Genomic DNA, 20,434 nt, shown 5'->3' on the forward strand with positions numbered 1-20,434 from the left:
GTCTACGGTGGTGCCGATGACGACGATGCTCACCTGGCAGGCCGACGGAGGCCACGGGCTCGAAGGTGCGCGCCTGCTGCTCCAGCCCCACGGCTACCGTGCGCTGGGCCGGATGGTCCGGGCCGAGCCCGGCAACGACTTCACCGCGTCCTACCGGCTGATCGTCGGCGAGGGTGGCGAGATCGTGCGGCTCTCGGTCACCGCGGCCACCGCGGAACGGGAACGCCACCTGACGATCAACCGCACCGACGACGGGGTCTGGCTCCTCGACACCGGTTCGGGCGGCGGAAGCACCCGCACCGACTTCGCCGGCGCGGTCGACGTCGACCTCGAGTACAGCGCGATGTTCAACACGCTCCCGATCCGCCGTCTCAACCTGCACCGCGAGGCCGCCGAGCAGACGATGCCGATGGTGTTCGTGTCGCTGCCGGATCTCGGGGTGCGGGTGGTCGAGCAGACCTACCGCACGGTGTCGGCGCTGGACGACGCCACCGGCCACGCCGTGGTGGAGTTCCGCAGCGAGGACTTCGTCGCGGAACTGGTGGTGGACGCCGACGGCATCGTGGTCACCTACCCCGGCATCGCCACGCGGCTCCTGCCCGGCGTCACGCCCGCGGCGGGCTGAGGCGCACCCCGCCTCTCACTCGGTCCAGCCCACCACCGCGTCACCGCGGCGGCCGACCTCCCGCAGCGCCGGCAGAGCGAGCCGGGAGCGCCGTACCCGGACGGCCTCCGGGTCACGGGCAGCGGCCCAGCGCTGCCGTCCGGCGTACCCGGCGTTCACGGTGGCGGCCAGACCTCCGGTGGACGCGAGCGCGCCCCGCATCGCGCCGAGCCGGCCCAGTGCGTCGTCCACGGCGCCGAGCAGGGCGTCCCGGTTGCCCTCGCACATCGCGAGCACCAGTTCCGGACGGGTGCCTGCCACCCGCGTGCCGTCGGCGAACGACGACGCGGCGAGCGCCAGCGGCAGGTCGTCCTCACCCGCGGCACCCACGGCGGCCAGCACGGCGGCCAGCAGGTGCGGCAGGTGCGACACCCTGGCGACGGCCAGGTCGTGCTCGTCGGCTGCCGCCGGCACCACCCGGGCGCCGCATGCCCAGGCCAGCTCGGCGACGTCGGCCCACACGTCGAGGTCGAGCCCGTCGTCGGCGGCCACCACCCAGGCCGCGCCGGTGAACAGCCCGGCCTGCCCCGCCGCCCAGCCGGACTCCGCGGTGCCGGCCATCGGGTGCCCGCCCACGAAGCGGGCGCTGGGCGCGTAGCGCGCCACGTGGTCGGCCACGGCGACCTTGACGCTCACCGTGTCGGTCAGCCGGCAGGTGGGCGCGACCGCGTCGACCCGGCGCAGCACCCCGGGGAGCGCCGGCAGCGGCACGGCCAGCACCACGAGCGCGTCGTCCTCGGCGGCCCTGCGCAGCGCGGCGTCGGTGTCGGTGGTGACGTCGAAACCGTCGGCGCGGGCCTCCTCCGCCGTGTCGGGCGAGTCGCTCGTCCCCCAGACCGTGCGCCCGGCCTTCCCGGCGGTCCGCATCAGCGAGCCACCGATCAACCCGGTGCCGATCACGCACACCGCCCGCTCCGTCACCGCTCCGAGACTAGTGCGGTGGCCGGGACCGGTGCCGGGATGATCGGGTGATCAGGCGGGGCCGTCCGTCACTCTCTGGTGAGTGCCGACGCCACTCGCAGCACGCCGCGCTCCTCCAACCGGACACCGACGACCTGCACGCCCGCCGGCAGGCCGCCGTCGGCGACCTCCCCGGGCACCGACACGGCAGGCCAGCCCGTCAGGTTGAACGGCAGCGTGAGCGCGAGAAGGTGCTTCCGCACCGGCACGACCGTGCCGGCGACCTCCACCTCCTCGGCGCCGACGGGGGTGGCGCGCAGCCGGGTGGTGGGCAGCAGGAGAACGTCGAGATCACCGACGGCGGCCCGCATCGCGGCCGCGAGGCGCCGCCGGGCACGCAGCGCGTCGACGTACTCCTTGGCGGGCTGCGCGGCCCACGGCAGGAGCCGCTCCCGCGTGGCGTCCTGGTAGTCCTGCGGTCGCTCGGCGAGCCACGCCGCGTGGGTGGCGTAGGCCTCGGCGCCGACGATCACCGGGTAGGTGGCGGCGAGCTCGTCGATCATCGGCGTGCTCACCTCGACGACGGACGCGCCGCGGGCCCGCAGCGTCTCGGCCGCGGCGGCCACCGCGGCGTCGAGTGCCGGGTCGAGGGCGCGCCAGTAGTCGTCGACGAGCACTCCCACCCGCACGCCGGCGACGCCGGGGGACTGGATCCCGCCGCCGGTGCCGTCCGGCCTGCTGAGCACATCCCAGGCAACCGACGCGGCGTGCACGTCGGCCGCGAGCACGCCGACGTGGTCGCAGGTCTCCGACAGCGGGAACACCCCGTCGATGGACAGCGCGCCGAACGCCGGCTTCAGTCCCACCACCCCGCACAGCGCGGCCGGTGTCCGCACGCTCGCCCCGGTGTCGGTGCCCAGCGCGAGCGGGAGGTGCCCCGCCGCGACGGCCGCCGCGGAGCCCGAGGACGAGCCGCCGGTGATGCGCGTGGGGTCGTGCGGGTTGAGCGCGGGACCGGTGGCGGCGATGTCCCCGGTGGGGCCGTAGGCGAACTCGTGGGTGTGCAGCTTCGCCACCACGACGGCACCGGCTTCGCGCAGCCGTGCGACAACCGCGGCGTCGGCCTTCGCAGGCGGAGCGTCGGCGAGCACGTTCGAACCGGCCCTGGTGGGCAGCCCGGCCACGTCGAACAGGTCCTTCACCCCGACCGCCACACCGTGCAACGGCCCCCGCCACTCGCCGCGGGCGAGCTCGGCGGTGAGCGCGGCGGCCTGCGCCAGCGCCGCCTCCGTGTCGAGGCTGATCACGGCGTTGTGCGTGTCGGCGGCGAGCCGGTCGAGGATCTCGGTGACGTGTTCGACGGGGGAGAGCTCGCCGGAGCGCAGCGCCATGCCCAGCTCGCGTAGGGAGGTGACCACCCGGCCATCCTGGCGCACGGCGTCCGCAGCGGTCTCGCGAACGTGCGGAGAGTGACGCAAGGGGCCACCGGGCAGGAGCTGCGTCAGGAGAGCGCGTCCAGCGCCAGCCCCGCGTAGACGGCGACGCCGTCGGCCATCGCGTCCTCGTCGAAGACCACGCGGTTGGAGTGGTTGGGGGGCGCGGCTCCGGGGTGGACGTCTGGCGGGCAGCCACCGAGGAACGCCAGCGCGCCGGGCACCTCGGAGAGCACGTACGAGAAGTCCTCGGCACCCATGATCGGGCTCTCCATCGTGACCACCCGGTCCGGCCCGACCACGGCGTCGGCGAGGTGGCCGAGGCGCACGGCGGCGTCCGAGTCGTTGACGGTGACCGGGTAGCCCTGCTCGATGTGCACCTCGGCGGTGCAGCCGTGGGCCATCGCGGTGTGGCGGCAGACGCGCCGGATCTCCTCGTGCACGGTGGCGCGGGTCGCCTCGGAGAGCGTGCGCACGGTGCCCTCCATGAAGGCGGTCTCCGGGATGATGTTGTTGGTGGTGCCCGCGACGATCCGGCTGATCGTCACCACCACGGGCTGGTGGGCGCTCACCCGGCGGGTCACCGCCGTCTGCAGCGCGCCCACCATCGCGGCGGCCGCGGGCAGCGGGTCCAGGGCGTCGTGCGGTGCCGAGGCGTGGCCCCCGCGGCCGCTGACCGTGACACGCACCGTGTCCGCCGCCGCCATCACCGGGCCCGGACGGACGTGCACCTCGCCGGCCGGCAGCGTGGCGCTGATGTGCAGGGCGTAGGCGGCGTCGGGCCGTCCGGCGGGCCCGGTGCGGTCGAGCAGCCCCTCGTCGATCATGTGCCGGGCGCCGTGGAAGCCCTCCTCGCCGGGCTGGAACATGAAGAGCACCCGCCCCGCCAGGTCGTGGCGCCGCGCGGCCAGCACCCGGGCCGCCGAGGCGAGCATCGCCACGTGGGTGTCGTGGCCGCAGGCGTGCATCGCGCCCTCGATCCGCGAGGCGAACGGGAGCCCCGTGTCCTCCTCCAGCGGCAGCGCGTCCATGTCGCCGCGCAGCAGCACCGTCGGCCCGGGACGCTCGCCTTCCAGCACGGCCACCACCGAGCTGACCGAGCGGCCGAGGTGCACCTGCAGCGGAAGGTCGGCGAGGGCGGCGACCACCGCGTCGCGGGTGCGCGGCAGGTCGAGGCCGAGCTCGGGATGGCGGTGCAGAGCGCGACGCAGCGCCACCGTGCGTGGCTGGACGCCGCGGGCCTGTGAGCGGAGGGTAGTGATGAATGCGGCATCCGGTGGCATGGACCGAATCCTGGCAGCTCGGGGAGGTGACGTGCGAAACCTCTTCCCCATGTGGTTTGGAGCACAGTCACTCGGAGGCTTACGGTAGTGGCATGGCGGTGCAGAGCATTGAGTCGCGCGCGGAGGTGCGTGAACAGGCCCTGCCCGGGTACGCCGTAGCGGCGATCCGGGAGGACGGGCAGTGGCGCTGCTCCCGGATGACACCCGAGGCCCTCGTCGACCTGGACACCGCGATCACCGAGCTACGGGAGCTGCGCTCCACCGGCGCGGTGCTCGGTCTGCTCGACGTCGACGACGAGTTCTTCGTCCTGCTGCGGCCCACTCCCGGCGGCATCTCGCTGATGGTGTCCGACGCCGTGGCGGCACTGGACTACGACGTGGCCGCCGACGTCCTCGACCTGCTACGCCTGGAGCTGCCGCCGGAGGACGAGGCCCTCGACTCTCCGCCGTGGCCTGAGGGCGACCTCGCGATCCTCGCCGATCTCGGCCTGCCCGCCGACGAGCTCGAGGTGCTCGCGGGCGAGGTGGAGCTCTATCCCGACGAGCAGCTCGCCGCGATCGGCCGCCGCTGCGGCTTCGCCGATGCGCTCGCCGAGGTCGTCGACGCGCGGTGACCCCGGCGCGGGGCGCGGGCGCGGCGCGCTCCGGGCCCATCCCCTCCGCTTCGGATGAGGCGCTGGTGAAGCGCGCCATCGAGATCGCCACCGCCGCCCCGCGCACCGGTGACGTGCCGATCGGTGCGGTGGTCGTCGACGCCGACGGCCGTGAGCTCGCGGCGGCGTGCAACGGCCGCGAGGCCATGGGCGACCCCACGGCGCACGCGGAGCTGCTGGCGCTGCGGGCGGCTGCGGCGGTGCGGGGGGAGTGGCGCCTGGAGGGCTGCACCCTCGCCGTCACGGTGGAGCCCTGCACGATGTGCGCGGGCGCGATCGGGCTGGCCCGGGTGGCGCGGGTGGTGTTCGGGGCGTGGGAGCCGAAGACGGGCGCGGCGGGCTCGCTGTGGGACGTCCTGCGGGACCGCAGGCTCAACCACCGGCCGGAGGTGGTCGGCGGGGTGCTGGAGCGGGAGTGTGCCGCGCTCCTGGAGTCGTTCTTCGGGGGCTTCCGCTGAGCACGCGCGGTGTCGCGGGGAGAAGCGGTGGACGTTTCCGGCTGCCGCGCTAGCCTGCGCGAATGGAGCAGGCGGTGGTGCAGAAGACCCGCGTCGGGGCCTACGCGGTATGCGTCAGGGACGGTGCACTGCTGCTGGTCCGGTTCAGCCGCGGCGGGCGCTGGACACTGCCGGGGGGCGGCCTGGACCACGGCGAGCGACCCGAGGACGCGGTCGTGCGCGAGGTGGAGGAGGAGACCGGCCTGCACGTCGAGCTCGGCAGGGTGATCGGGGTCGACTCGTCGCGCTGGGACCGCGCCAGCGACGGCAGCCCGATCGACATGCACGCCCTGCACATCGTCTACACCGCCGAGGTGGTGGGCGGCTCCCTGCGCGACGAGGTCGGCGGCAGCACCGACCGCGCGGAGTGGGTGCCACTCGCGGACCTCGCCGACCGGCCGCACATCGGGCTGGTCGACATCGGGCTCGCCGCGGCCGGCCTCTCCTGACGGTCACTGCGCCTGGTAGTCCTCGGGGCCTGGCCGCTACACGGCCGCGGTCGGCAGCCCGACCGCGTCCGCTGCCGCGATCTGCCTGCTGTCGTAGGACAGCATGACGTCGGCGTTCAGCCGCAGCGCCGCGGCGACGTGCAACGCGTCGAGGCTCCGCAGGTGGCGACCGGGCAGCAGACCGGCTTCCCGGTACAGCGATCGATCGGTCTCGAGGAGGTCGAACCGCTCGAGCAGGGCGGTGACGGCGGTCTGCGGGAGCTCGACGCGCACGGCGAGGCGGCGCAGCTCCGTCTCCAGTACGAGACACGACACCGGGGCCTCGGGGAGCGCGTCGAGATGCTCGGCGAGGCGCGCCGACGCCTCTTCCTCGACCAGCAGCTTCGCCGCCGCGGACGTCTCGATGTAAACGATCAACGGTCCCCGCGGAGATCGTCGAGATCGTCCTGGAGTGGGTGATCGAGGCGGGTCCGCGGTAGGTCGGCGAAGCCCCCCTTCACTCTCGCCCGCCGGATCGGCAGCACGGCACCGGGACGTCGCGGGGGCGGGACCAGCATCGCGACGACCTCACCGTTGTTCGTCACCGCGATCGTCTCGCCTGCCTGCACCTCGCGCAGCACGGCGCTGCTGTTGTTGCGCAGTTCGCGGTGCGGAATGGTTCTGGCCACGACGCTCACCCCCGTAGCAACCGTAGCACTAGACCAGCCGGCCCGCCGCGATCACGCGGGCCAGGAACTGCCGGGTCCGGTCGTGGACCGGGTCGCCCAGCACCTGCCCCGGCGGCCCGGACTCCAGCACACGGCCGGCGTCGAGGAAGCACACCTGGTCCGACACCTGCTTGGCGAACCCCATCTCGTGGGTCGCCATGAGGATGGTGATCCCGCCGTCCGCGAGCTCCCGCACGATCGCGAGCACCTCGCCGACCAGCTCGGGGTCCAGTGCGGAGGTGATCTCGTCGAGGAGCAGCAGCCGCGGCTGGACCGCCAGGGCGCGGGCGATCGCCACCCGTTGCTGCTGGCCGCCGGAGAGGCGGTCGGGGTAGGCGCCGGCGAACCGTTCGAGCCCGACCCGGCGCAGCAGTTCGTGCGCCCGCTCGTCGGCCTCCGCCGCCGGCACGTGGTGCACCACCCGCGGCGCGAGGGACACGTTCTGCACCGCGGTCATGTGCGGGAACAGGTTGAACGCCTGGAACACGATCGCCATCCGGCGCTGCGCGGCAGCGACGTCGGCCCGGGGGTCGGAGACGTCAACGCCGTCGAGGAGGATCTGCCCGTCGTCGACCTCCTCCAGCAGGTCCACACACCGCAGCAGCGTCGACTTGCCGGAGCCCGACGACCCGATCAGCGTGACCACCCGGTGCTCCTCGACGGTCAGGTCGACGCCGTCGAGCACGGTCGTCGTGCCGTAGCGCCGGACCAGCCCGCGCACCTCGAGCACGGGGCTCACGAGGCACCCTGTCGGCGCGCCGCCCTGGCCGCCACCGCGTCGGCGACCCGGCCGGTCGGGATGGCGAGCAGCACGAACAGCAGTGCTGCCACCAGGTACGGCGTGAAGTTGAAGGTGCGGGCCGCCTCGATCTGGGCGGCCCGGATCGCGTCCACGGCGCCGAGCACGGAGATCAGCCCGACGTCCTTCTGCAGCGCGACGAAGTCGTTGAGCAGCGGCGGCAGCACCCGGCGTACCGCCTGCGGCAGCACGACCAGCCGCATCGACTGGCGGTGGCTCAGCCCCAGGGAGCGGGCCGCGGCCCGTTGGGACGGGTGCACCGACTCGATGCCGGCGCGGAACACCTCGGCCACGTACGCGGAGTAGACGAGGATCAGCGTGATCGTGCCGAGGACGGCGGTGTCGGTCGGCACGCCCGAAAGCCGCAGCGCCGGCACCCCGAAGCCGATCAGGTACAGCGCGATGAGCAGCGGCAGCCCGCGGAACAGGTCGACGTAGCCGGTGGCCAGCGCGCGCACCGGGAGGAACACCGGCCCGCGCAACGTCCGCAGCACGGCGATCAGCAGCCCCAGCACGAGGATCCCGATCTCGGCGACCACGAGCACCCGGATGTTGAGCCAGAGCCCCGCGAGCACCGGGGGCAGCGACGACCAGGCCACGTGGATGTCGAAGAAGGTGTCGCGGACCCGTGGCCAGCCCGGCGAGCTGACCACCCCGACGCCGACCGCCCCGGCGAACACCACGGTGGACGCGAACGCGACCAGCGTGGAGCGTCGCGCCCGGGAGCGCCGGTAGGCCAGCCGGTCCCGGGCCAGCGGGCTCAGCTCCGGCGCGACGGGCGTCCCCCTCACTTCAGCGCCGGCGCCGACCCCGCCGAGGCGAGCCACTGCTGCTCCAGCGCGGTGAGGGTCCCGGCGGAGCGCAACCGCTCCACGGCTGCCGAGACACAGCCGGTGAGCGGGCTGCCCTTGTCCAGCACCGCGCCGAACTGCTCGGGGGTGCCCGATCCCGCCGGCAGCTGCCCGACGATCTTGCTTCCCTGCAGCTCCGCAGAGGTGATGAAGAACGCCGTGGGTAGGTCGACGACGATCGCGTCCACCTGCCCGTTGGTGAGTGCCAGCTTCGCGTCGTCGTTGGTGTTGAAGACGGCGGGCTGCGCGGAGGGCTTGATCTGGTCGACGATCGCCTCGTAGCTGGTGGTGCCGACCTGCGCACCCAACCGCGCGTCCTTGAGCGCGGCGACGGTGGTGGCGCCGGCGAACGGGCTCGACGCGAGGGCGACCACCGCCTGCTTGACGTCGTAGTAGGGCGCCGAGAAGTCGACCGCCTGGCGCCGCTCGTCGGTGATCGAGAACTCGGTGAGGTTCAGGTCGAACGCCTTGGGCCCCGGCTGCACAGCCGCGTTGAACGGCACCCGTGCCCAGGTCACCTTGTCGCGGGGGTACCCCAGCTCGCCGGCGATCGCGTAGGCGACAGCGCTCTCGAACCCGTTGCCCGACGTCGGGTCGTCGTCGATGTACCACGGTGGGTAGACCGGCTGGTCCGTTCCCACGGTGAGGATCCCGTCGGTGCGGGTCGGGAGCGCCCCTGGCGTGCAGGTGGCGGCTGTGGCCGGTGCGCTGTTCGTGTCGGCGGGGGCGCAGCCTGCGACAGCGAGGACGGCAGTGGCGGCCACGAGCAGGCGCCGGAGGGGAAGCGGGGAGGGCACCAGGAGATTCTGTCGTGCGGGACTCGGGGCGTCGATCATTCCCGACCCGGCGGCGCGTGTGGCGCCGACCCGGGCCCGGGCGCGCACCCCGCTCCGCGCCCGGGCCCGGCGCCGCCGGGGGAGGTCAGTGCGTCTGGGGCCGGCCCAGCCGCTCCACCGTCTCCGCGACGTCGAGGCCGTGCAGCCGCAGCAGGTTCTCCCCGAGGATCTTGCGTTTGGCCTGGTCGGTGAGCTGCGGGTAGCCGTAGCCGTCGCAGAGGTCCTGCGGGATCTGGAAGTCCATGAACGCCTTCAGCGCCCACTGCGGATGGAACAGCGGGGCCTCGGACCCGTACACGATCTTGTCCTCGCCGCACCAGAACAGCAGCTTCCCCATGATCTCGGCGAACATCCGTGGCGAGCGCCGCACGAAGTTGATCGTCGCCGCGATCGACGCGTAGAGGTTCGGGTAGCGGATCAGCTGCCAGCACGTCTCGTCGATGAACGGCAGCCCGACGTGGTAGATCACGAAGTTGATGTCCGGGAAGTTGGCGGCGGCACCGTCCATGTCCCAGGTCTGGGTGTGTTCGATCGGCTGCGGGCCCAGCGGCACGCCCTTGTGCACGCCGATGAGGTTGACGCCCAGCTCCTGGGCCTTCTCGAAGATCGGGAACGCGACCTTCGGGTCGTCCATCCGCCAGGGGATCGGCTGCCCGAAGTCGTAGCGCACGTTGTAGAACTTGAACGCCTTCGCCCCGAACTCGCCGACCTGACGTTCCATGAGATCGACGGCTTTTCGGCCTTCGAGGGGGTTCACCGACCCCCAGAAGACGGTGCGGTCGGGGTCGCGCGCGGCGAGCTCGGTGCACTCCTCCCAGGGGGAGAGGCCGTCGCGGTAGAGGTCGGTGAGGGGGAGCGGCATCGCCACGAGCATGTCGGTGTCGGACTGCTCGTAGACCATCTCCCGGACGTCCGCGGGGCTCCAGTCCTTGAGGAACTCCTCCGGTGACAGCTTCGTCGCGTCGTCCGGGGTGAGGGTGGCGTGGAAGGCGTAGAGGTGGTTGGAGAACATCTCGGCGGGCTTGCCGTAGGCGTTCTTGGGGTCGAAGTTGAACGGGTGCGCCACCCCGTCGAACACGAACGCGTCGCCGATCATCAGCTGGCCTCCTCGACCTGGGAACGGTGCGCCGCGACGTAGGCGTCGCGGTCGGGCACGGCAGTGGGGGCGGGCAGGAAGCGGAGCTTGCGCACAGCCGACTCGGCCAGCCGGTCCGTGGTCCACGCCTCGTCCCAGACGATCTCGACCTCGGCGCTGTCCACCCCGGGCTGCGCCGCGATCGCCTCCTCCACCTCGGTGAGCACGCGCGAGGCGAACGGGCACCACCCCGAGGTCAGGAGCAGCTCGACCCGGGCGTGGCCGTCCCGGAGCGCCACCGACCGGAGCAGCCCCATGTCGACCACCGAGATGCCCTTCTCCCGGCAGCACGGGTCGTACACGTCCGAGAGGGCGGCGATCGCCCACTCGGGAACGGCCGGGGGCGCGGCGTGCGAATCCATACGATGATCGTGTGACGCCGGTCTCAGTGGCGGAAGAGCGGTGATTTCAGATGGTGGGCCGCCCGGTCAGGGCAGCCTCACTCCAGCGTGAGCGCCCGGGCGACCCGGGACGCGCCCGCGCTCAGCGTCTGGCGGAGCGCGGCCCGGCGCCGCAGAGCTGCGGGCGAGGCGACGAACCCGAGCGAGCCGGCACCGTCCTTCGTGGTCACGGGCACGGCGAGGCAGCAGACGCCTACGGCGTACTCCTCGTCGTCGACGGCGAGGGCGCCCGGAGCCGGCAGGCGGTCGCCGAGCCTGCGGCGGTCGACCACCGTGTGCGGGGTGAGGTCGTGCAGCGGGTGCCGGGCGAGGTAGTCCTCCCGGTCCGGGGCGGGAAGCTGGGCGAGGATCGCCTTCCCCAGCGCCGTGGCGTGGGCGGCGTCGTGGATCCCGACCCAGAGGTCGATCCGGGGGGCTCGCGGGCTGTCGATGATCTCGACGATCACGATCTCCCCGTCGACGTGCCGGGCGAGGTACACCGCGCTGCAGAGCTCGTCGCGCAGCCACTCCAGCGCAGGACGGGCGTGCGCCACCCCACGGGCGGCCGTTCCGTGGCTGCGGACGACGTCGATCCGGTGGCCGAGCACGTACGACCCGTCGTCCAGGCGCTGCAGGTAGCCCTCGTGGGTCAGGGTGCGCAGCAGGTGGTAGGCCGTCGGGAGGGGCAGACCCGTGGCGCGGGCGAGCTCCTTGGCGTGCGCCCGCCCTTCCCGCTCGGCGACGACCTCCAGCAGCCGCAGCGCACGCTGCACCGACTGGATGAGGGTCGGACCGCTCTGCTCGCCCACGTCACCGCTCCTTCGCGGGATGTCCCGTTCGGAGCGTGGCAGAACCTCGCCGAGTTGGGAACGGCTGGGGAACGGCCGCCGCCGCTCCGCGCGCTCGCCCTGGTCCTCGCAGGGTCCCCGCGGTCTGTGAGGACCGTGCGGAGCGCGCGGACGGGACCTTGTAAGCTCATCGGCGGTAGCGTGTCCGAGCGGCCGAAGGAGCACGCCTCGAAAGCGTGTGAGGTGCAAGCCTCCGTGGGTTCAAATCCCACCGCTACCGCCACTGAACAGGGCAAACGCCGGGCCTTCCGTTGAGGGAGCGCCCGGCGTTCGTCGTCTGTTGCAGTTCTGGTTGCAGCCGCGACCCCGCTGCTGGGCGCGAGAGCATCTGGTGGAGGCGCGAGCGGAGTGCTCAGCAGTGCGCCGACGCCCACGAGCTCACCAAGACCAGCGCAATCAGTCGGCCTTGAGGACGAAGAACAGGAAGCCCAGGAAGCGGGTGTCGGACAGCGTGGCGAAGTCCTCCGGGAACATCTCCGGGGCCCCGGGCACGGCCGGCGGCTCGCTGATGACCTCGATCCGGAAGCCGGCCGCGGTGAAGGCGTCGGTCATCGCGTGCAGCGGCCGGTCCCAGAAGGTCAGCCGGGTGCTGCCCCCGCCCATCGTCCACTCCTCGGTGCGCTCGGTGACCCCGAAGTAGTTCGCCTTCTCCCCTGCCAGGCGCCTGATGAGAGCGAGGGCGAACGGGTGTTCGACCGTGGCGATGAGCCGCCCGCCGGGGACCAGCACGCGGTGCAGCTCGGCCAGGGTCGGTCCCCAGTCACGCAGGTAGTGCAGCACCAGGGACGCGACGACGTCGTCGAACGCGGCGTCGGCGAAGGGCAGCGGCTCGGCCAGGTCGGCGACCCGCAGGTCGGCGTCGGGGCCGAGTCGCCGCCGAGCCACCTCCAGCATGCCCACGCTCGCGTCGATGCCGGTGACGATGGCACCGCGGTCGCGCAGTGCGGCGGACAGGGGTCCCGCGCCGCACCCGGCGTCGAGGATCCGTCGCCCGGTCACGTCGCCGGCGAGCTCCAGGACCGCGGGCCGCTCGTAGTGGGCGTTCAGGAGGCTGACCTCGTTCTCGGCCGCGTACCCCTCGGCGATGGGGTCGTAAGCGCCTCCACCGGCCGGCTCAGCGATACGTGCATGATCTTGTGAATCCGTAGTCACGCGGCTGATCGTGGCAGCCCGCGCCCGGCCACTTCTCGTGACGGATCCGGATCGTTCCGCGGTGGTGCCCCGTCGATGGCTTCCACAGCAAGCCGCTTCGACGTGCCGCGGAGCCTTTCAGCCGCGCTGGCCCACCGTCCACCCCTCTACCTCCGGCCCGGGGCGGCCGGTGGTCCGTCTACCCGGCCCTACCACCGAAGGGGAGCCTTGACCCGGATCAGATGTCGAGCTGCCACTCCCGGGCCGTCTCAGTCAGACGGCTGAACCCCAGCCGTTCAAGGAACGCCAACCGCGCCACTTCCTGCGGCGCCGCGTAGTCGAGCAGCCGATCGACCCGGGCCAGACGGAGCCAGTCAGCGGCCCGAGCGACCAGGCACGTACCGACACCGCGGCGACGATGCGCCTCATCGACGTGCAGGTTCCCGACATCGGCCCAGCCTTCATGGCTCGACACGCGACCAGCACCGCTGATCCCGGTGTTGACCTCGATGAACCCGACCTCAACCCCGTCCCGCCGAGCCGTGAACCGCGTACCGGACACACCCAACGTGCGCACCAGGTCGAGGCCCACGGTGTGCCCCGAGGAGCGGGGGAGAGACGCGACGTCGGCCAGCAGGACGACCTCCGTCCGGTCCCCTCGCACGAACCCGATCCGTTCAAGGACCTCACGGACATGCGGCCACTGCTCAGGCAGGCCGTAGACGCCGGGCGCCGGCAGCGTTCCGTCAGCGGCGATCTTGGCTACCTGCCATCGACGCAGGACAGCAACAGCGGCATGAGCCACCGCCGCGCCAGCAGCCGAGGAGTCAGGCCAGACCGGAGCATCCGGCCAGTAGATCAACCAACGGATCTCACCGGTCCCACGCAAGGCCGGGCCCACATCCGTCCCCGTGCCGTACCGGACCAGGTGGGTCGCAGCAGACACGCGTCCTCGTTGCTCCACGACGAGGGTGACACGCTCGCTCACCCATGGGTCGACGATGAACTCCCCCGGATCGCATTCCAGCTGGCTCAGCACAGCATTCACTGAGACCGACATCCCAGGGATGACCGCCTGGACGTGCGCGTTCACCAGCGCGGTCAGCTGGTCGCGGTCGGCGCGACGGAACGGTCTTACCTCTCCAATGGACACCACGGCTCTCCTATTCACCACGAGTGCAGGGAAGCCGCCACCGGTGCGGTACCTCATCAGGCTAGAGATCATCCGGGCGAGTGTCGATCGCGAAGAACAGCGACGGGCTCCGCCCGCACCCGGCAGGGCTCGGAGATCGGAGGAGATCACCACCAGCACGCAGCGTTGGTAGGCAAGAGCAGCTCGCGCGGACTATGCACGTACGCGGAGGGTATGAATGCAGATCGCCGCAGGCCAAGGTCAGGTTGACAGCCCACTGTAGATCCATCGGAGCCGCTCAACTGTCGCTCAGAACGATGTTGATGAGGGCTGTGACGTGCTGTTCGAGGACGGCGAGGTAGCCCAGCGGACGGCCGATGGCGAGCGTGATGCCGGCTAGGGCGTTGGGCCAACGGATGCCGCTCCGTCGCAGACCCAGAATGACGGCACGTTCGGCTAGCGTCCAGCTGAGCAGAGTGGCGCCGAGCCCTTTCGCCGCGTCGCTGTCTGGTCGCGTGCTTCCGACGTCCACCGGTTGAACCGGGTTTGATCTGTGGTCGAGCATGCCCATGGCCAGGGTCGCGACTGCGCATGTCCTGAGATCGCGAGCCGGGTGCGGCGGTCGGGGACGTGGTCCTTGGAGATGTAGTCGAGCAGGACCAGGCCGGTCAGTTGAGTCGGTAGGTCTGGTCGATGCGGATGGCGGTCACCGCGGCGGCGACGCTGCGGTAGCGGACGGCAGGTTCGTCGGGCCAGAGCATCGTGATGACCCGGTCGAGATGGGCGCTCAGGCCCGACAGCGCGAAGTGGATGCCGGCCGCTCGGGCGGTGTCTGCGAGGTCGACGAGCAGTTCGAACCCGCGCACGCAGCAGAAGCTCACCCCGGCCAGATCAAGCACCAGGTCGCCGTGTGCCTGGTCGGTAGCGGTGCTCAGCGCGGTCCGCACCAGGGGCCGGGTGAGCATGTCGATCTCCCCGAACACACGCAGCACCACGATCGGCCCGGCCGGCCCGGTCTCGGTCTCGATGTCGCACCGGCATGTCCCGGCGGGATCGCCTGGATAGGCCTGCACCGCGCGGGAACGATCGTCCGTGTGGTTCACGGTGGGGTTGGAACGGATGCTGCTGGCCGACACGACGCGCCCCCTTTTGGGCTGACAGACGAAGCTGTCGCCGGGGGCTGGGGCAACACGGGTAAGGCTACGTCCCTGGTAGGACATGTCAATCTTCGTGTTGACTCCGTCTGGCGGTGCTGGCCGGGTTCGGCGCAGTGATCTGGCCCGGGTCGAGTTGCAGGTTCGCGACCTGGCGGGCGACTTCGCTCAGTCGAAGGTTGTTGCTGCGGGCGTGGCGGCGGAGCCGGTCGAACGCAGCGTCCATGCTCAGGCCCAGCTGGTGTGCGATCACGCCCTTGGCCTGCTCGATGATCACCCGGCTGGTCAGGGCGGACTGGAGTTGTTCGTTGACGACCTCGCCGCGGCGGATCACCCGCTCGGACAGGATGCCGATGGTGGCCACGTCGGCCAGTGCCTGGCCCAGCGCCAGGTCCGCGGGCGGCAGCGGTCCGGGTGTGCGGTGGAACAGGCTCAGCGCACCGATGGCCTGCCCGCGCAGCCGCAGCGGCAGGGCGTGCACCGACCGGAACGCCCCGGCCCGGGCGACGAAGGCGGTGAAGGTCGGCCACCGCCCGGCCACGTCGGTGATGTCGGGCACGCTGACCGGGTCGCCGGTGGCGTAGCAGTCCAGGCACGGGCCCTGGTCGGCTTGCAGGGCCAGCAGTTCCATGGTTTCGGCGTCCTCGCTGCTCGACGCCACGGCGCGCAGCTCGCGGCGGGCGTCCCCGAGCAGGATCCCGGCGGCGTCGGCGGCGAGGAGCTCGACGCTGTGCTCGACGAGCTGGTTGAGGAGGTCGATGATGTCGTAGTCATCGACCAGGGTGTCGGCGAGCGCGACGAACGCCACGCTGATCTGCTGTTCACGCTCAGGCTGGCTCACGACAGCCCCCTTCTTCTTGGGGTAGCGGCATCGGTCAGGTCATGTGCGGGGTGAACACCAGCCGCCGTTCGACCACGTCGTGGGCGACGTCGATGAGCAGCCGCTGACCGGCGAACGCGTGGGCGCGTAGCCGGGCGAGAGCGTCGGTGGGTTTGATCCGGAGCTGAGCCACCACCATGCCGGTGGCCTGGTGGATCTCGGCGCGGTGACCCAATGCTTGATCGAGCCAGCCATCCGGTCCGGCCGGGTCGGTGCGTTGCCCGAGCATCATCAACGCTGCCGTGTCCGCCGAGGCGAGCGCGTCGTGCCACTGGACATCGCTGAGCCCCCCCGGCGTGACCCGGTACAGGTCGAGCACCCCGAGGTTCACCGGACCCCATTGCAGCGGCAACGCGAACAGCGCGCAGACGTCGGTCTGTTCGGCCACCGCGGCGGCGAAGATCGGCCAGCGCGAGGTCTCGGTGGCGTGGTGCAGATCGGGCACCAGGACCGGGCGGCCGGTGGTGGCCGCCTCCATGCAGGCGCCCTCGTACAGGGTGAACTGCAGGTCCTCCAGCAGCTCCGCGGTCGCGTCGGTCGCCCACAGCGTCTCCCGGGACACGCTCGCTGTGAGGAGCGAGATCGCCGCCCCGTCGACGTCGAGGCTCTGCACACACGCGGAGCAGATCAGCCCGGCCAGCCCACGCTCGTCGGTTCCGTCCCGCCCGAAGCCCAGCAGCGCGCGGGTCACCGGGCCCAGCTCAGCCACGCCGGACACCGCCCCACCGAGCCCGGCTACATCGAGGATTCCTGCGTCCGGAAGACCGGGGCGTGCGGCGTCGAGGCGGTCGTTGTAGGTGCCGTGCGGGTGGGGTCATCTGCGGGCGCCGTCTCGTCAGTAGGTAGCCCCGCGACAGCTGTAGCCGGGCACGGCGGGGTCCTGATCGGCACCGACGGTCCGGGTCCACGTTACCGGCGCCGGCGCGGACCAGCTCTGTGGACGCGTCCCGTCCGCTCGTCACCGCCCTGATCGCTCGATGGCGTCCACAGAAGCCGCGGAGCTGCGTGGCTACATCGCGCCGCACGGGCGGTCACGACGTGTTGGTACCTCTCGTACTCGTTCGAGGAGCCTGAACAGCCGGCTCGCAGGGCGGCGTAGTCGCCGACAGCGGCGGTGGTGCCGCCCGCGTTCAGCGGGCACCCCCCCGGGGAGCGCCCCGTCAGTCTGCTCGGAGCGCGACGAACACGAACTCCAACCCCGGCCGGTCGGGCGCGTCACGCACCTCGTCGACCGCGTATCCGTGGCGCTCAAGGTCATGCTCGATCTCTGCGCGGTCCCGGAAGCGCAACGTGCTGTCCGAGGTGAGGACGGCACCGTCGGACTCGAACACCCACGTGTGACGGAAGCTGACCAACGGCAGGTCCACGCCGGTCAGCTCCACCCAGGTCTCCACCGACCCGACCCCATCGATCTGAACCCGGCGCCACGACTCCGCTCTGGTCCAGTTCTCCCAGGCCCGGCGGCCAGGATCGCGAGTCTCGAACACGAAGCGGCCGCCAGGACGCAGCGCCGCGAACGTGCGACGCAGCATCTCGTCCCAGTCGGCCGGCTCGATGATGGCCTGAGCAGCGTTTCCGGTCATCAGCACGAGATCGGCGGCTGCGGTCGGGAGCACCGATGCGTCACCGAGGATCCAGCGCACCCGATGTGCACCGGGCTGGGCCCGGGCGTACTCCAGCGACCCGGCAGCAGGGTCGACGCCCGTCACGGCGATCCCCGACCGGGCCAGCCGGCGAGCCAGCAGCCCGGTTCCGCAGCCCAGGTCGATCACAGCCTTTGGCCTGAACTCGTCGATCATCACGGCGTACACGTCGAGGTCCCGGCGGTCGGCGTCGAGGGCGTCGTAGATGGAGACGAGGCGCTGGTCTTCGAAGATCGCATCCGGCACCCCGTGAGACTCCGGGCAGCGGCTGCGGGAGGACAAGCGAGTAACGGGCGGCAGCGTCCTCAGGAGAGGCGTCGCGCGCAGATGACGGCGTCGACACCGGTGCCTGCCACAGCGCGCCGGCGGTCCTCGGCGACGACGAACTCCCAGCGGGCCGGGTCGAGCGCAGCGACCGCCTCGTCGACAGAGACCTGCACCTGACCGGCCGCAGGGGTGGCGGCTCCGGTCGCCGGGTCGATCGGGCGGTGACCGACGAGGAGCAGGGTGCCGCCGGGCGCGACCCCCGCCGCCATCCGGTCCACCATCTCCTCCACCGACCCCGCCACGTGGACGTACAGGCAGGTGACGAGGTCGTAGTGTCCGGACTGCGGGGTCCAGGTCGCGAGATCGCCCTCGACCCAGTCGATGCGTCCGGCGACGTCCGTGCCGATGGCCTCGGCCGTCGACCGGGCATGGGCCAGGGCGGTCGCGGAGAAGTCGACCGCGGTGACCTGCCATCCGCGCGCGGCGAGCCAGAGCGTGTCGGACCCGTGACCGCAGCCCGCGTCGAGGGCGACACCGGGACGCAGGTTCCCGGCCACCTCGGTCAGATGGGTGTTCGGCGGCCGCTTCGCGACGGCGTCCCCGTGCTCGCGGAGGGCTTGCGACCAGCGCTCCTCCCAGAAGCCCCGATCGAACGACGCGGTCACGACGTCACCTCGGTTCCCGGCTTCGCGGACCTTCCCTGATCGCGGACTGCCGCGATCGCCTCGACCTCGACCAGCTGGTCGTCGTAGCCCAGCACCGTGACGCCCATGAGCGTGCTCGGGACATCGTGGTCGCCGAAGGCGTCCCGTACGACCTCCCACGTGGCGACGAGGTCGGCCTGGCGGGAGGAAGCGACGAGAACCCGGGTGCTGATCACGTCCCCGATCGTGGCACCGGCCTCGGCGAGTGCTGTGCGCATGTTCTCGACGGCTTTGGCGGCCTGCCCGGCGTAGTCGCCGACAGCGGCGGTGGTGCCGTCCGCGTTCAGCGGGCACGCCCCGGCGAGAAAGATCAGCCGAGCGTCAGCCGGTGCGGTCGCGGCGTAGGCGTACTCGGCGACGTTGGAAAGGGACTTCGAGCGGATCAGGGTCACGGCCTTGGTCATCGATTCCCACGCTAGCCGATCTTCTCGACATGGACTGACGACTCTCCCCACCGCAGGTTGGAGGCGATATGGCAACGCGCTTCATATTCGGCGGGGCAGCCTTTGACGTGCCGCTACCGTCGCACGGTGACTGCGGCCGCTCGCTCTGCCGTCCTCCGTCATTTCCGTTGGGAGAGAGGCCACGCTGACGTGTGGCGCATCTTCGTCGATGCGGAGGGTCTGCGATCTGTGGTCGACGGTCTCGCTGATCCCTGGCGGGACTCCGGTGTTACGCACGTCGTCGGCATCGAGTCGCGCGGCTTCCTGCTCGGCGGAGCGTGCTCGGTGGCGCTGGGCGTCGGCTTCGTCGCGATCCGAAAGGACCACGGTCTCCTTCCGGGATCGAAGGTGACCGCGCGCTCGGATGTCGACTACCGCGGGTATCGGCCCGTTCTGCGGATGCAGCGTGCTGTCGACGCCGCTGATCGGGTCCTGCTCGTCGATGACTGGGCCGAGCGAGGGAGCCAGGCCAGGGCGGCAGCCCAGCTCGTGGGGGCCTGCGGTGCAGTCTTCCTGGGAACGTCGATCATCGTCGACCAGCTCGACGCGGGCGTCCGCGCAAGTCTGGGGCGCGTGACTTCGATCGTGACCGCCGACGAGTTGGGCGACTCCCCGGGTGACTGACGCAGTACACCCCGCCCGGAACGCGTCGCGGGCGGCTAGGGGGCGTGGGAGTCCCACCAGGCCAGCACCCGCGTCCCGGACAGGGTCAGCCACTTCGACGGCTCGCCCGCCGGCACGTCGACCTCGAACCACACCCGCCCGGGGTGCCTGCGGGCCTGGAGCCACGTGCCGTCCGGCTGCCTGGCGGCACGGATGAGCTCGATCGCGTCAGCCATGCGCGGGTCCGGCGGCGTGCCGTCGAGCAGTGCCGCCTCGCGGAAGTACTCGCCTGCGTTGAGCACGTTGTAGAACCAGCGGTACGGGTAGGCGAAGCGCCCCACCCACGGGGCCACCGGTTCGCCCGTGGAGAGACGACGGAAGAGCCCGCGCTGCAGGAGGTACTCCTCGCCTGCGCGCCGGGCAGCGCGCGTGGCGTCCGTGCCTCCGGTGGCGACGTCGTAGGCGAGCAGCCCTTTCAGAGAGTTCAGCGTCGAGTGGAACGACGATCGCGTGGAGCCCTCGACCCACTCGCAGTTCCAGCCGCCGTCAGGCAGTCGATGCTCGAGGAACCAGTCGACGATGCCGCTGATGTCGGCGCCGAGCCACACACCGTTCGCGAGTGTCACGCCGTTGATGCAGCAGTCGACCTCGCCACCCCAGTACGGCAGGTTGTCGTACTCCCACCGGCTGTTCTCGGCGAGAAGCTCGGCCGTGCGGCGCTCGCGCAGCACCGCGGAGTCGAGACCCCATTCCCGCAACGAGGCGAGCGTCCACGTCGTCGCCGTCCAGGGCTGCCCGCCGTCGTCTGCCGCGTCAGGATTCTCGAAGTCGAAGTCCGCGGGGAAGTACGCGCCGCCCGCCCATTGCCCGTCCGGGTCCTGGAGCGCGAGGAGGCGCGCGCCGAAGCCGGTGGTCGCGATCTTCGCCCGCGTCGCTTCCCAGACGTCGGGCGGTTGGCCCCCGAGATCGCGCTCGACCTGCCAGCACAATGCCGGATCGGAGTCGCGGAGCCACGCGATCAGGGCCTCGGTGACCATGGAGC

At 71.8% G+C, this 20,434-nt stretch carries 26 protein-coding genes and 1 tRNA gene; 6 read left to right on the forward strand and 21 right to left on the reverse strand.

Features of this window, described 5'->3' with window-relative positions; translation table 11 throughout:
• Positions 1 to 16: 16 nt before the first annotated feature.
• The gene (locus HF577_RS05460) at positions 17 to 625 is read left to right on the forward strand and encodes a putative glycolipid-binding domain-containing protein (protein ID WP_169394625.1); all 609 of its coding nucleotides are present in this window, start codon (positions 17 to 19) and stop codon (positions 623 to 625) included.
• 15 nt (positions 626 to 640) lie between these two features.
• Here HF577_RS05460 and HF577_RS05465 read toward each other — a convergent pair whose 3' ends face one another.
• From HF577_RS05465 to HF577_RS05475, 3 genes are all read right to left on the reverse strand, one after another.
• Positions 641 to 1,585, reverse strand: a complete 945-nt coding sequence (locus HF577_RS05465; RefSeq protein WP_169394626.1) for a prephenate dehydrogenase — start codon at positions 1,583 to 1,585, stop codon at positions 641 to 643.
• Positions 1,586 to 1,653: 68 nt separating this feature from the next.
• Positions 1,654 to 2,982 (reverse strand): amidase, encoded by a 1,329-nt coding sequence (locus tag HF577_RS05470; RefSeq protein WP_312858955.1) that lies wholly within the window; start codon positions 2,980 to 2,982, stop codon positions 1,654 to 1,656.
• A gap of 83 nt (positions 2,983 to 3,065) precedes the next feature.
• The gene (locus HF577_RS05475; RefSeq protein WP_169394627.1) at positions 3,066 to 4,280 is read right to left on the reverse strand and encodes an amidohydrolase; all 1,215 of its coding nucleotides are present in this window, start codon (positions 4,278 to 4,280) and stop codon (positions 3,066 to 3,068) included.
• A 92-nt stretch (positions 4,281 to 4,372) separates the two neighbouring features.
• Here HF577_RS05475 and HF577_RS05480 point away from each other — a divergent pair, with 92 nt between their 5' ends.
• The 3 genes from HF577_RS05480 to HF577_RS05490 all read left to right on the forward strand — a co-directional run bounded on the left by HF577_RS05480 (position 4,373) and on the right by HF577_RS05490 (position 5,879).
• Positions 4,373 to 4,894 carry a tRNA adenosine deaminase-associated protein gene (locus HF577_RS05480; RefSeq protein WP_169394628.1) on the forward strand — a complete coding sequence of 174 codons (522 nt, stop codon included), beginning with the start codon at positions 4,373 to 4,375 and terminating at the stop codon, positions 4,892 to 4,894.
• 38 nt (positions 4,895 to 4,932) lie between these two features.
• Positions 4,933 to 5,391: a nucleoside deaminase gene (locus tag HF577_RS05485; RefSeq protein WP_169394665.1), complete on the forward strand. Its 459-nt coding sequence runs from the start codon at positions 4,933 to 4,935 to the stop codon at positions 5,389 to 5,391.
• Between the two features lie 62 nt (positions 5,392 to 5,453).
• The gene (locus HF577_RS05490; RefSeq protein WP_211173830.1) at positions 5,454 to 5,879 is read left to right on the forward strand and encodes an NUDIX hydrolase; all 426 of its coding nucleotides are present in this window, start codon (positions 5,454 to 5,456) and stop codon (positions 5,877 to 5,879) included.
• Between the two features lie 36 nt (positions 5,880 to 5,915).
• On the opposite strand, the gene HF577_RS05495 is transcribed toward HF577_RS05490, so the two are convergent.
• The 8 genes from HF577_RS05495 to HF577_RS05530 all read right to left on the reverse strand — a co-directional run bounded on the left by HF577_RS05495 (position 5,916) and on the right by HF577_RS05530 (position 11,396).
• On the reverse strand, positions 5,916 to 6,296 hold the full coding sequence (locus HF577_RS05495; protein WP_169394629.1) for a type II toxin-antitoxin system VapC family toxin: 381 nt from the start codon (positions 6,294 to 6,296) through the stop codon (positions 5,916 to 5,918).
• Positions 6,293 to 6,547: a type II toxin-antitoxin system Phd/YefM family antitoxin gene (locus HF577_RS05500; RefSeq protein WP_169394630.1), complete on the reverse strand. Its 255-nt coding sequence runs from the start codon at positions 6,545 to 6,547 to the stop codon at positions 6,293 to 6,295. Before HF577_RS05500 ends, HF577_RS05495 begins: the two co-directional genes overlap by 4 nt.
• 28 nt (positions 6,548 to 6,575) lie before the next feature.
• The gene (locus tag HF577_RS05505; RefSeq protein ID WP_169394631.1) at positions 6,576 to 7,325 is read right to left on the reverse strand and encodes an amino acid ABC transporter ATP-binding protein; all 750 of its coding nucleotides are present in this window, start codon (positions 7,323 to 7,325) and stop codon (positions 6,576 to 6,578) included.
• On the reverse strand, positions 7,322 to 8,176 hold the full coding sequence (locus tag HF577_RS05510; protein WP_312858957.1) for an amino acid ABC transporter permease: 855 nt from the start codon (positions 8,174 to 8,176) through the stop codon (positions 7,322 to 7,324). The genes HF577_RS05505 and HF577_RS05510 overlap by 4 nt, the downstream gene beginning before the upstream one ends.
• Positions 8,173 to 9,033: an ABC transporter substrate-binding protein gene (locus tag HF577_RS05515; protein ID WP_312858958.1), complete on the reverse strand. Its 861-nt coding sequence runs from the start codon at positions 9,031 to 9,033 to the stop codon at positions 8,173 to 8,175. The genes HF577_RS05510 and HF577_RS05515 overlap by 4 nt, the downstream gene beginning before the upstream one ends.
• A gap of 124 nt (positions 9,034 to 9,157) precedes the next feature.
• Positions 9,158 to 10,168, reverse strand: a complete 1,011-nt coding sequence (locus tag HF577_RS05520) for an amidohydrolase family protein (RefSeq protein WP_169394632.1) — start codon at positions 10,166 to 10,168, stop codon at positions 9,158 to 9,160.
• The gene (locus tag HF577_RS05525; RefSeq protein WP_169394633.1) at positions 10,168 to 10,569 is read right to left on the reverse strand and encodes a metal-sulfur cluster assembly factor; all 402 of its coding nucleotides are present in this window, start codon (positions 10,567 to 10,569) and stop codon (positions 10,168 to 10,170) included. The genes HF577_RS05520 and HF577_RS05525 overlap by 1 nt, the downstream gene beginning before the upstream one ends.
• A 77-nt stretch (positions 10,570 to 10,646) precedes the next feature.
• Positions 10,647 to 11,396 (reverse strand): IclR family transcriptional regulator, encoded by a 750-nt coding sequence (locus HF577_RS05530; RefSeq protein ID WP_169394634.1) that lies wholly within the window; start codon positions 11,394 to 11,396, stop codon positions 10,647 to 10,649.
• 174 nt (positions 11,397 to 11,570) lie between these two features.
• Here HF577_RS05530 and HF577_RS05535 point away from each other — a divergent pair.
• Positions 11,571 to 11,658 (forward strand) — tRNA-Ser (locus HF577_RS05535).
• 173 nt (positions 11,659 to 11,831) lie between these two features.
• Here the strand turns inward: HF577_RS05535 and HF577_RS05540 are convergent.
• The 9 genes from HF577_RS05540 to HF577_RS05580 all read right to left on the reverse strand — a co-directional run bounded on the left by HF577_RS05540 (position 11,832) and on the right by HF577_RS05580 (position 18,750).
• Positions 11,832 to 12,587, reverse strand: coding sequence for a class I SAM-dependent methyltransferase (locus tag HF577_RS05540; protein WP_407692187.1), 756 nt, complete (start codon positions 12,585 to 12,587; stop codon positions 11,832 to 11,834).
• 217 nt (positions 12,588 to 12,804) lie between these two features.
• Positions 12,805 to 13,719 (reverse strand): GNAT family N-acetyltransferase, encoded by a 915-nt coding sequence (locus tag HF577_RS05545; protein ID WP_169394635.1) that lies wholly within the window; start codon positions 13,717 to 13,719, stop codon positions 12,805 to 12,807.
• 277 nt (positions 13,720 to 13,996) lie between these two features.
• A complete protein-coding gene (locus HF577_RS05550; protein ID WP_169394636.1) occupies positions 13,997 to 14,269 on the reverse strand; it encodes a hypothetical protein in 273 nt (90 codons plus the stop codon).
• Between the two features lie 97 nt (positions 14,270 to 14,366).
• Positions 14,367 to 14,918, reverse strand: a complete 552-nt coding sequence (locus HF577_RS05555; protein WP_211173831.1) for an STAS domain-containing protein — start codon at positions 14,916 to 14,918, stop codon at positions 14,367 to 14,369.
• 1 nt (position 14,919) lies between these two features.
• The gene (locus tag HF577_RS05560; RefSeq protein ID WP_169394638.1) at positions 14,920 to 15,693 is read right to left on the reverse strand and encodes a GAF and ANTAR domain-containing protein; all 774 of its coding nucleotides are present in this window, start codon (positions 15,691 to 15,693) and stop codon (positions 14,920 to 14,922) included.
• Positions 15,694 to 15,727: 34 nt separating this feature from the next.
• Entirely contained in the window at positions 15,728 to 16,441 is a 714-nt protein-coding gene (locus HF577_RS05565) for a GAF and ANTAR domain-containing protein (RefSeq protein ID WP_169394639.1), read from the reverse strand.
• Positions 16,442 to 16,892: 451 nt separating this feature from the next.
• Positions 16,893 to 17,621, reverse strand: coding sequence for a class I SAM-dependent methyltransferase (locus HF577_RS05570; RefSeq protein ID WP_312858959.1), 729 nt, complete (start codon positions 17,619 to 17,621; stop codon positions 16,893 to 16,895).
• A gap of 59 nt (positions 17,622 to 17,680) precedes the next feature.
• The gene (locus HF577_RS05575; RefSeq protein ID WP_169394640.1) at positions 17,681 to 18,307 is read right to left on the reverse strand and encodes a class I SAM-dependent methyltransferase; all 627 of its coding nucleotides are present in this window, start codon (positions 18,305 to 18,307) and stop codon (positions 17,681 to 17,683) included.
• Positions 18,304 to 18,750: a RidA family protein gene (locus tag HF577_RS05580; RefSeq protein ID WP_169394641.1), complete on the reverse strand. Its 447-nt coding sequence runs from the start codon at positions 18,748 to 18,750 to the stop codon at positions 18,304 to 18,306. Before HF577_RS05580 ends, HF577_RS05575 begins: the two co-directional genes overlap by 4 nt.
• A gap of 189 nt (positions 18,751 to 18,939) precedes the next feature.
• Between HF577_RS05580 and HF577_RS05585 the strand changes: the two genes are divergently transcribed.
• Positions 18,940 to 19,413, forward strand: a complete 474-nt coding sequence (locus HF577_RS05585; RefSeq protein ID WP_312858960.1) for a phosphoribosyltransferase family protein — start codon at positions 18,940 to 18,942, stop codon at positions 19,411 to 19,413.
• A gap of 35 nt (positions 19,414 to 19,448) precedes the next feature.
• On the opposite strand, the gene HF577_RS05590 is transcribed toward HF577_RS05585, so the two are convergent.
• Entirely contained in the window at positions 19,449 to 20,429 is a 981-nt protein-coding gene (locus tag HF577_RS05590; protein WP_169394643.1) for a prenyltransferase/squalene oxidase repeat-containing protein, read from the reverse strand.
• Between the last annotated feature and the right edge of the window lie 5 nt (positions 20,430 to 20,434).

The organism is Pseudonocardia xinjiangensis, assembly GCF_012911925.1.
Taxonomy (GTDB): Bacteria; Actinomycetota; Actinomycetes; order Mycobacteriales; family Pseudonocardiaceae; genus Pseudonocardia; species Pseudonocardia xinjiangensis.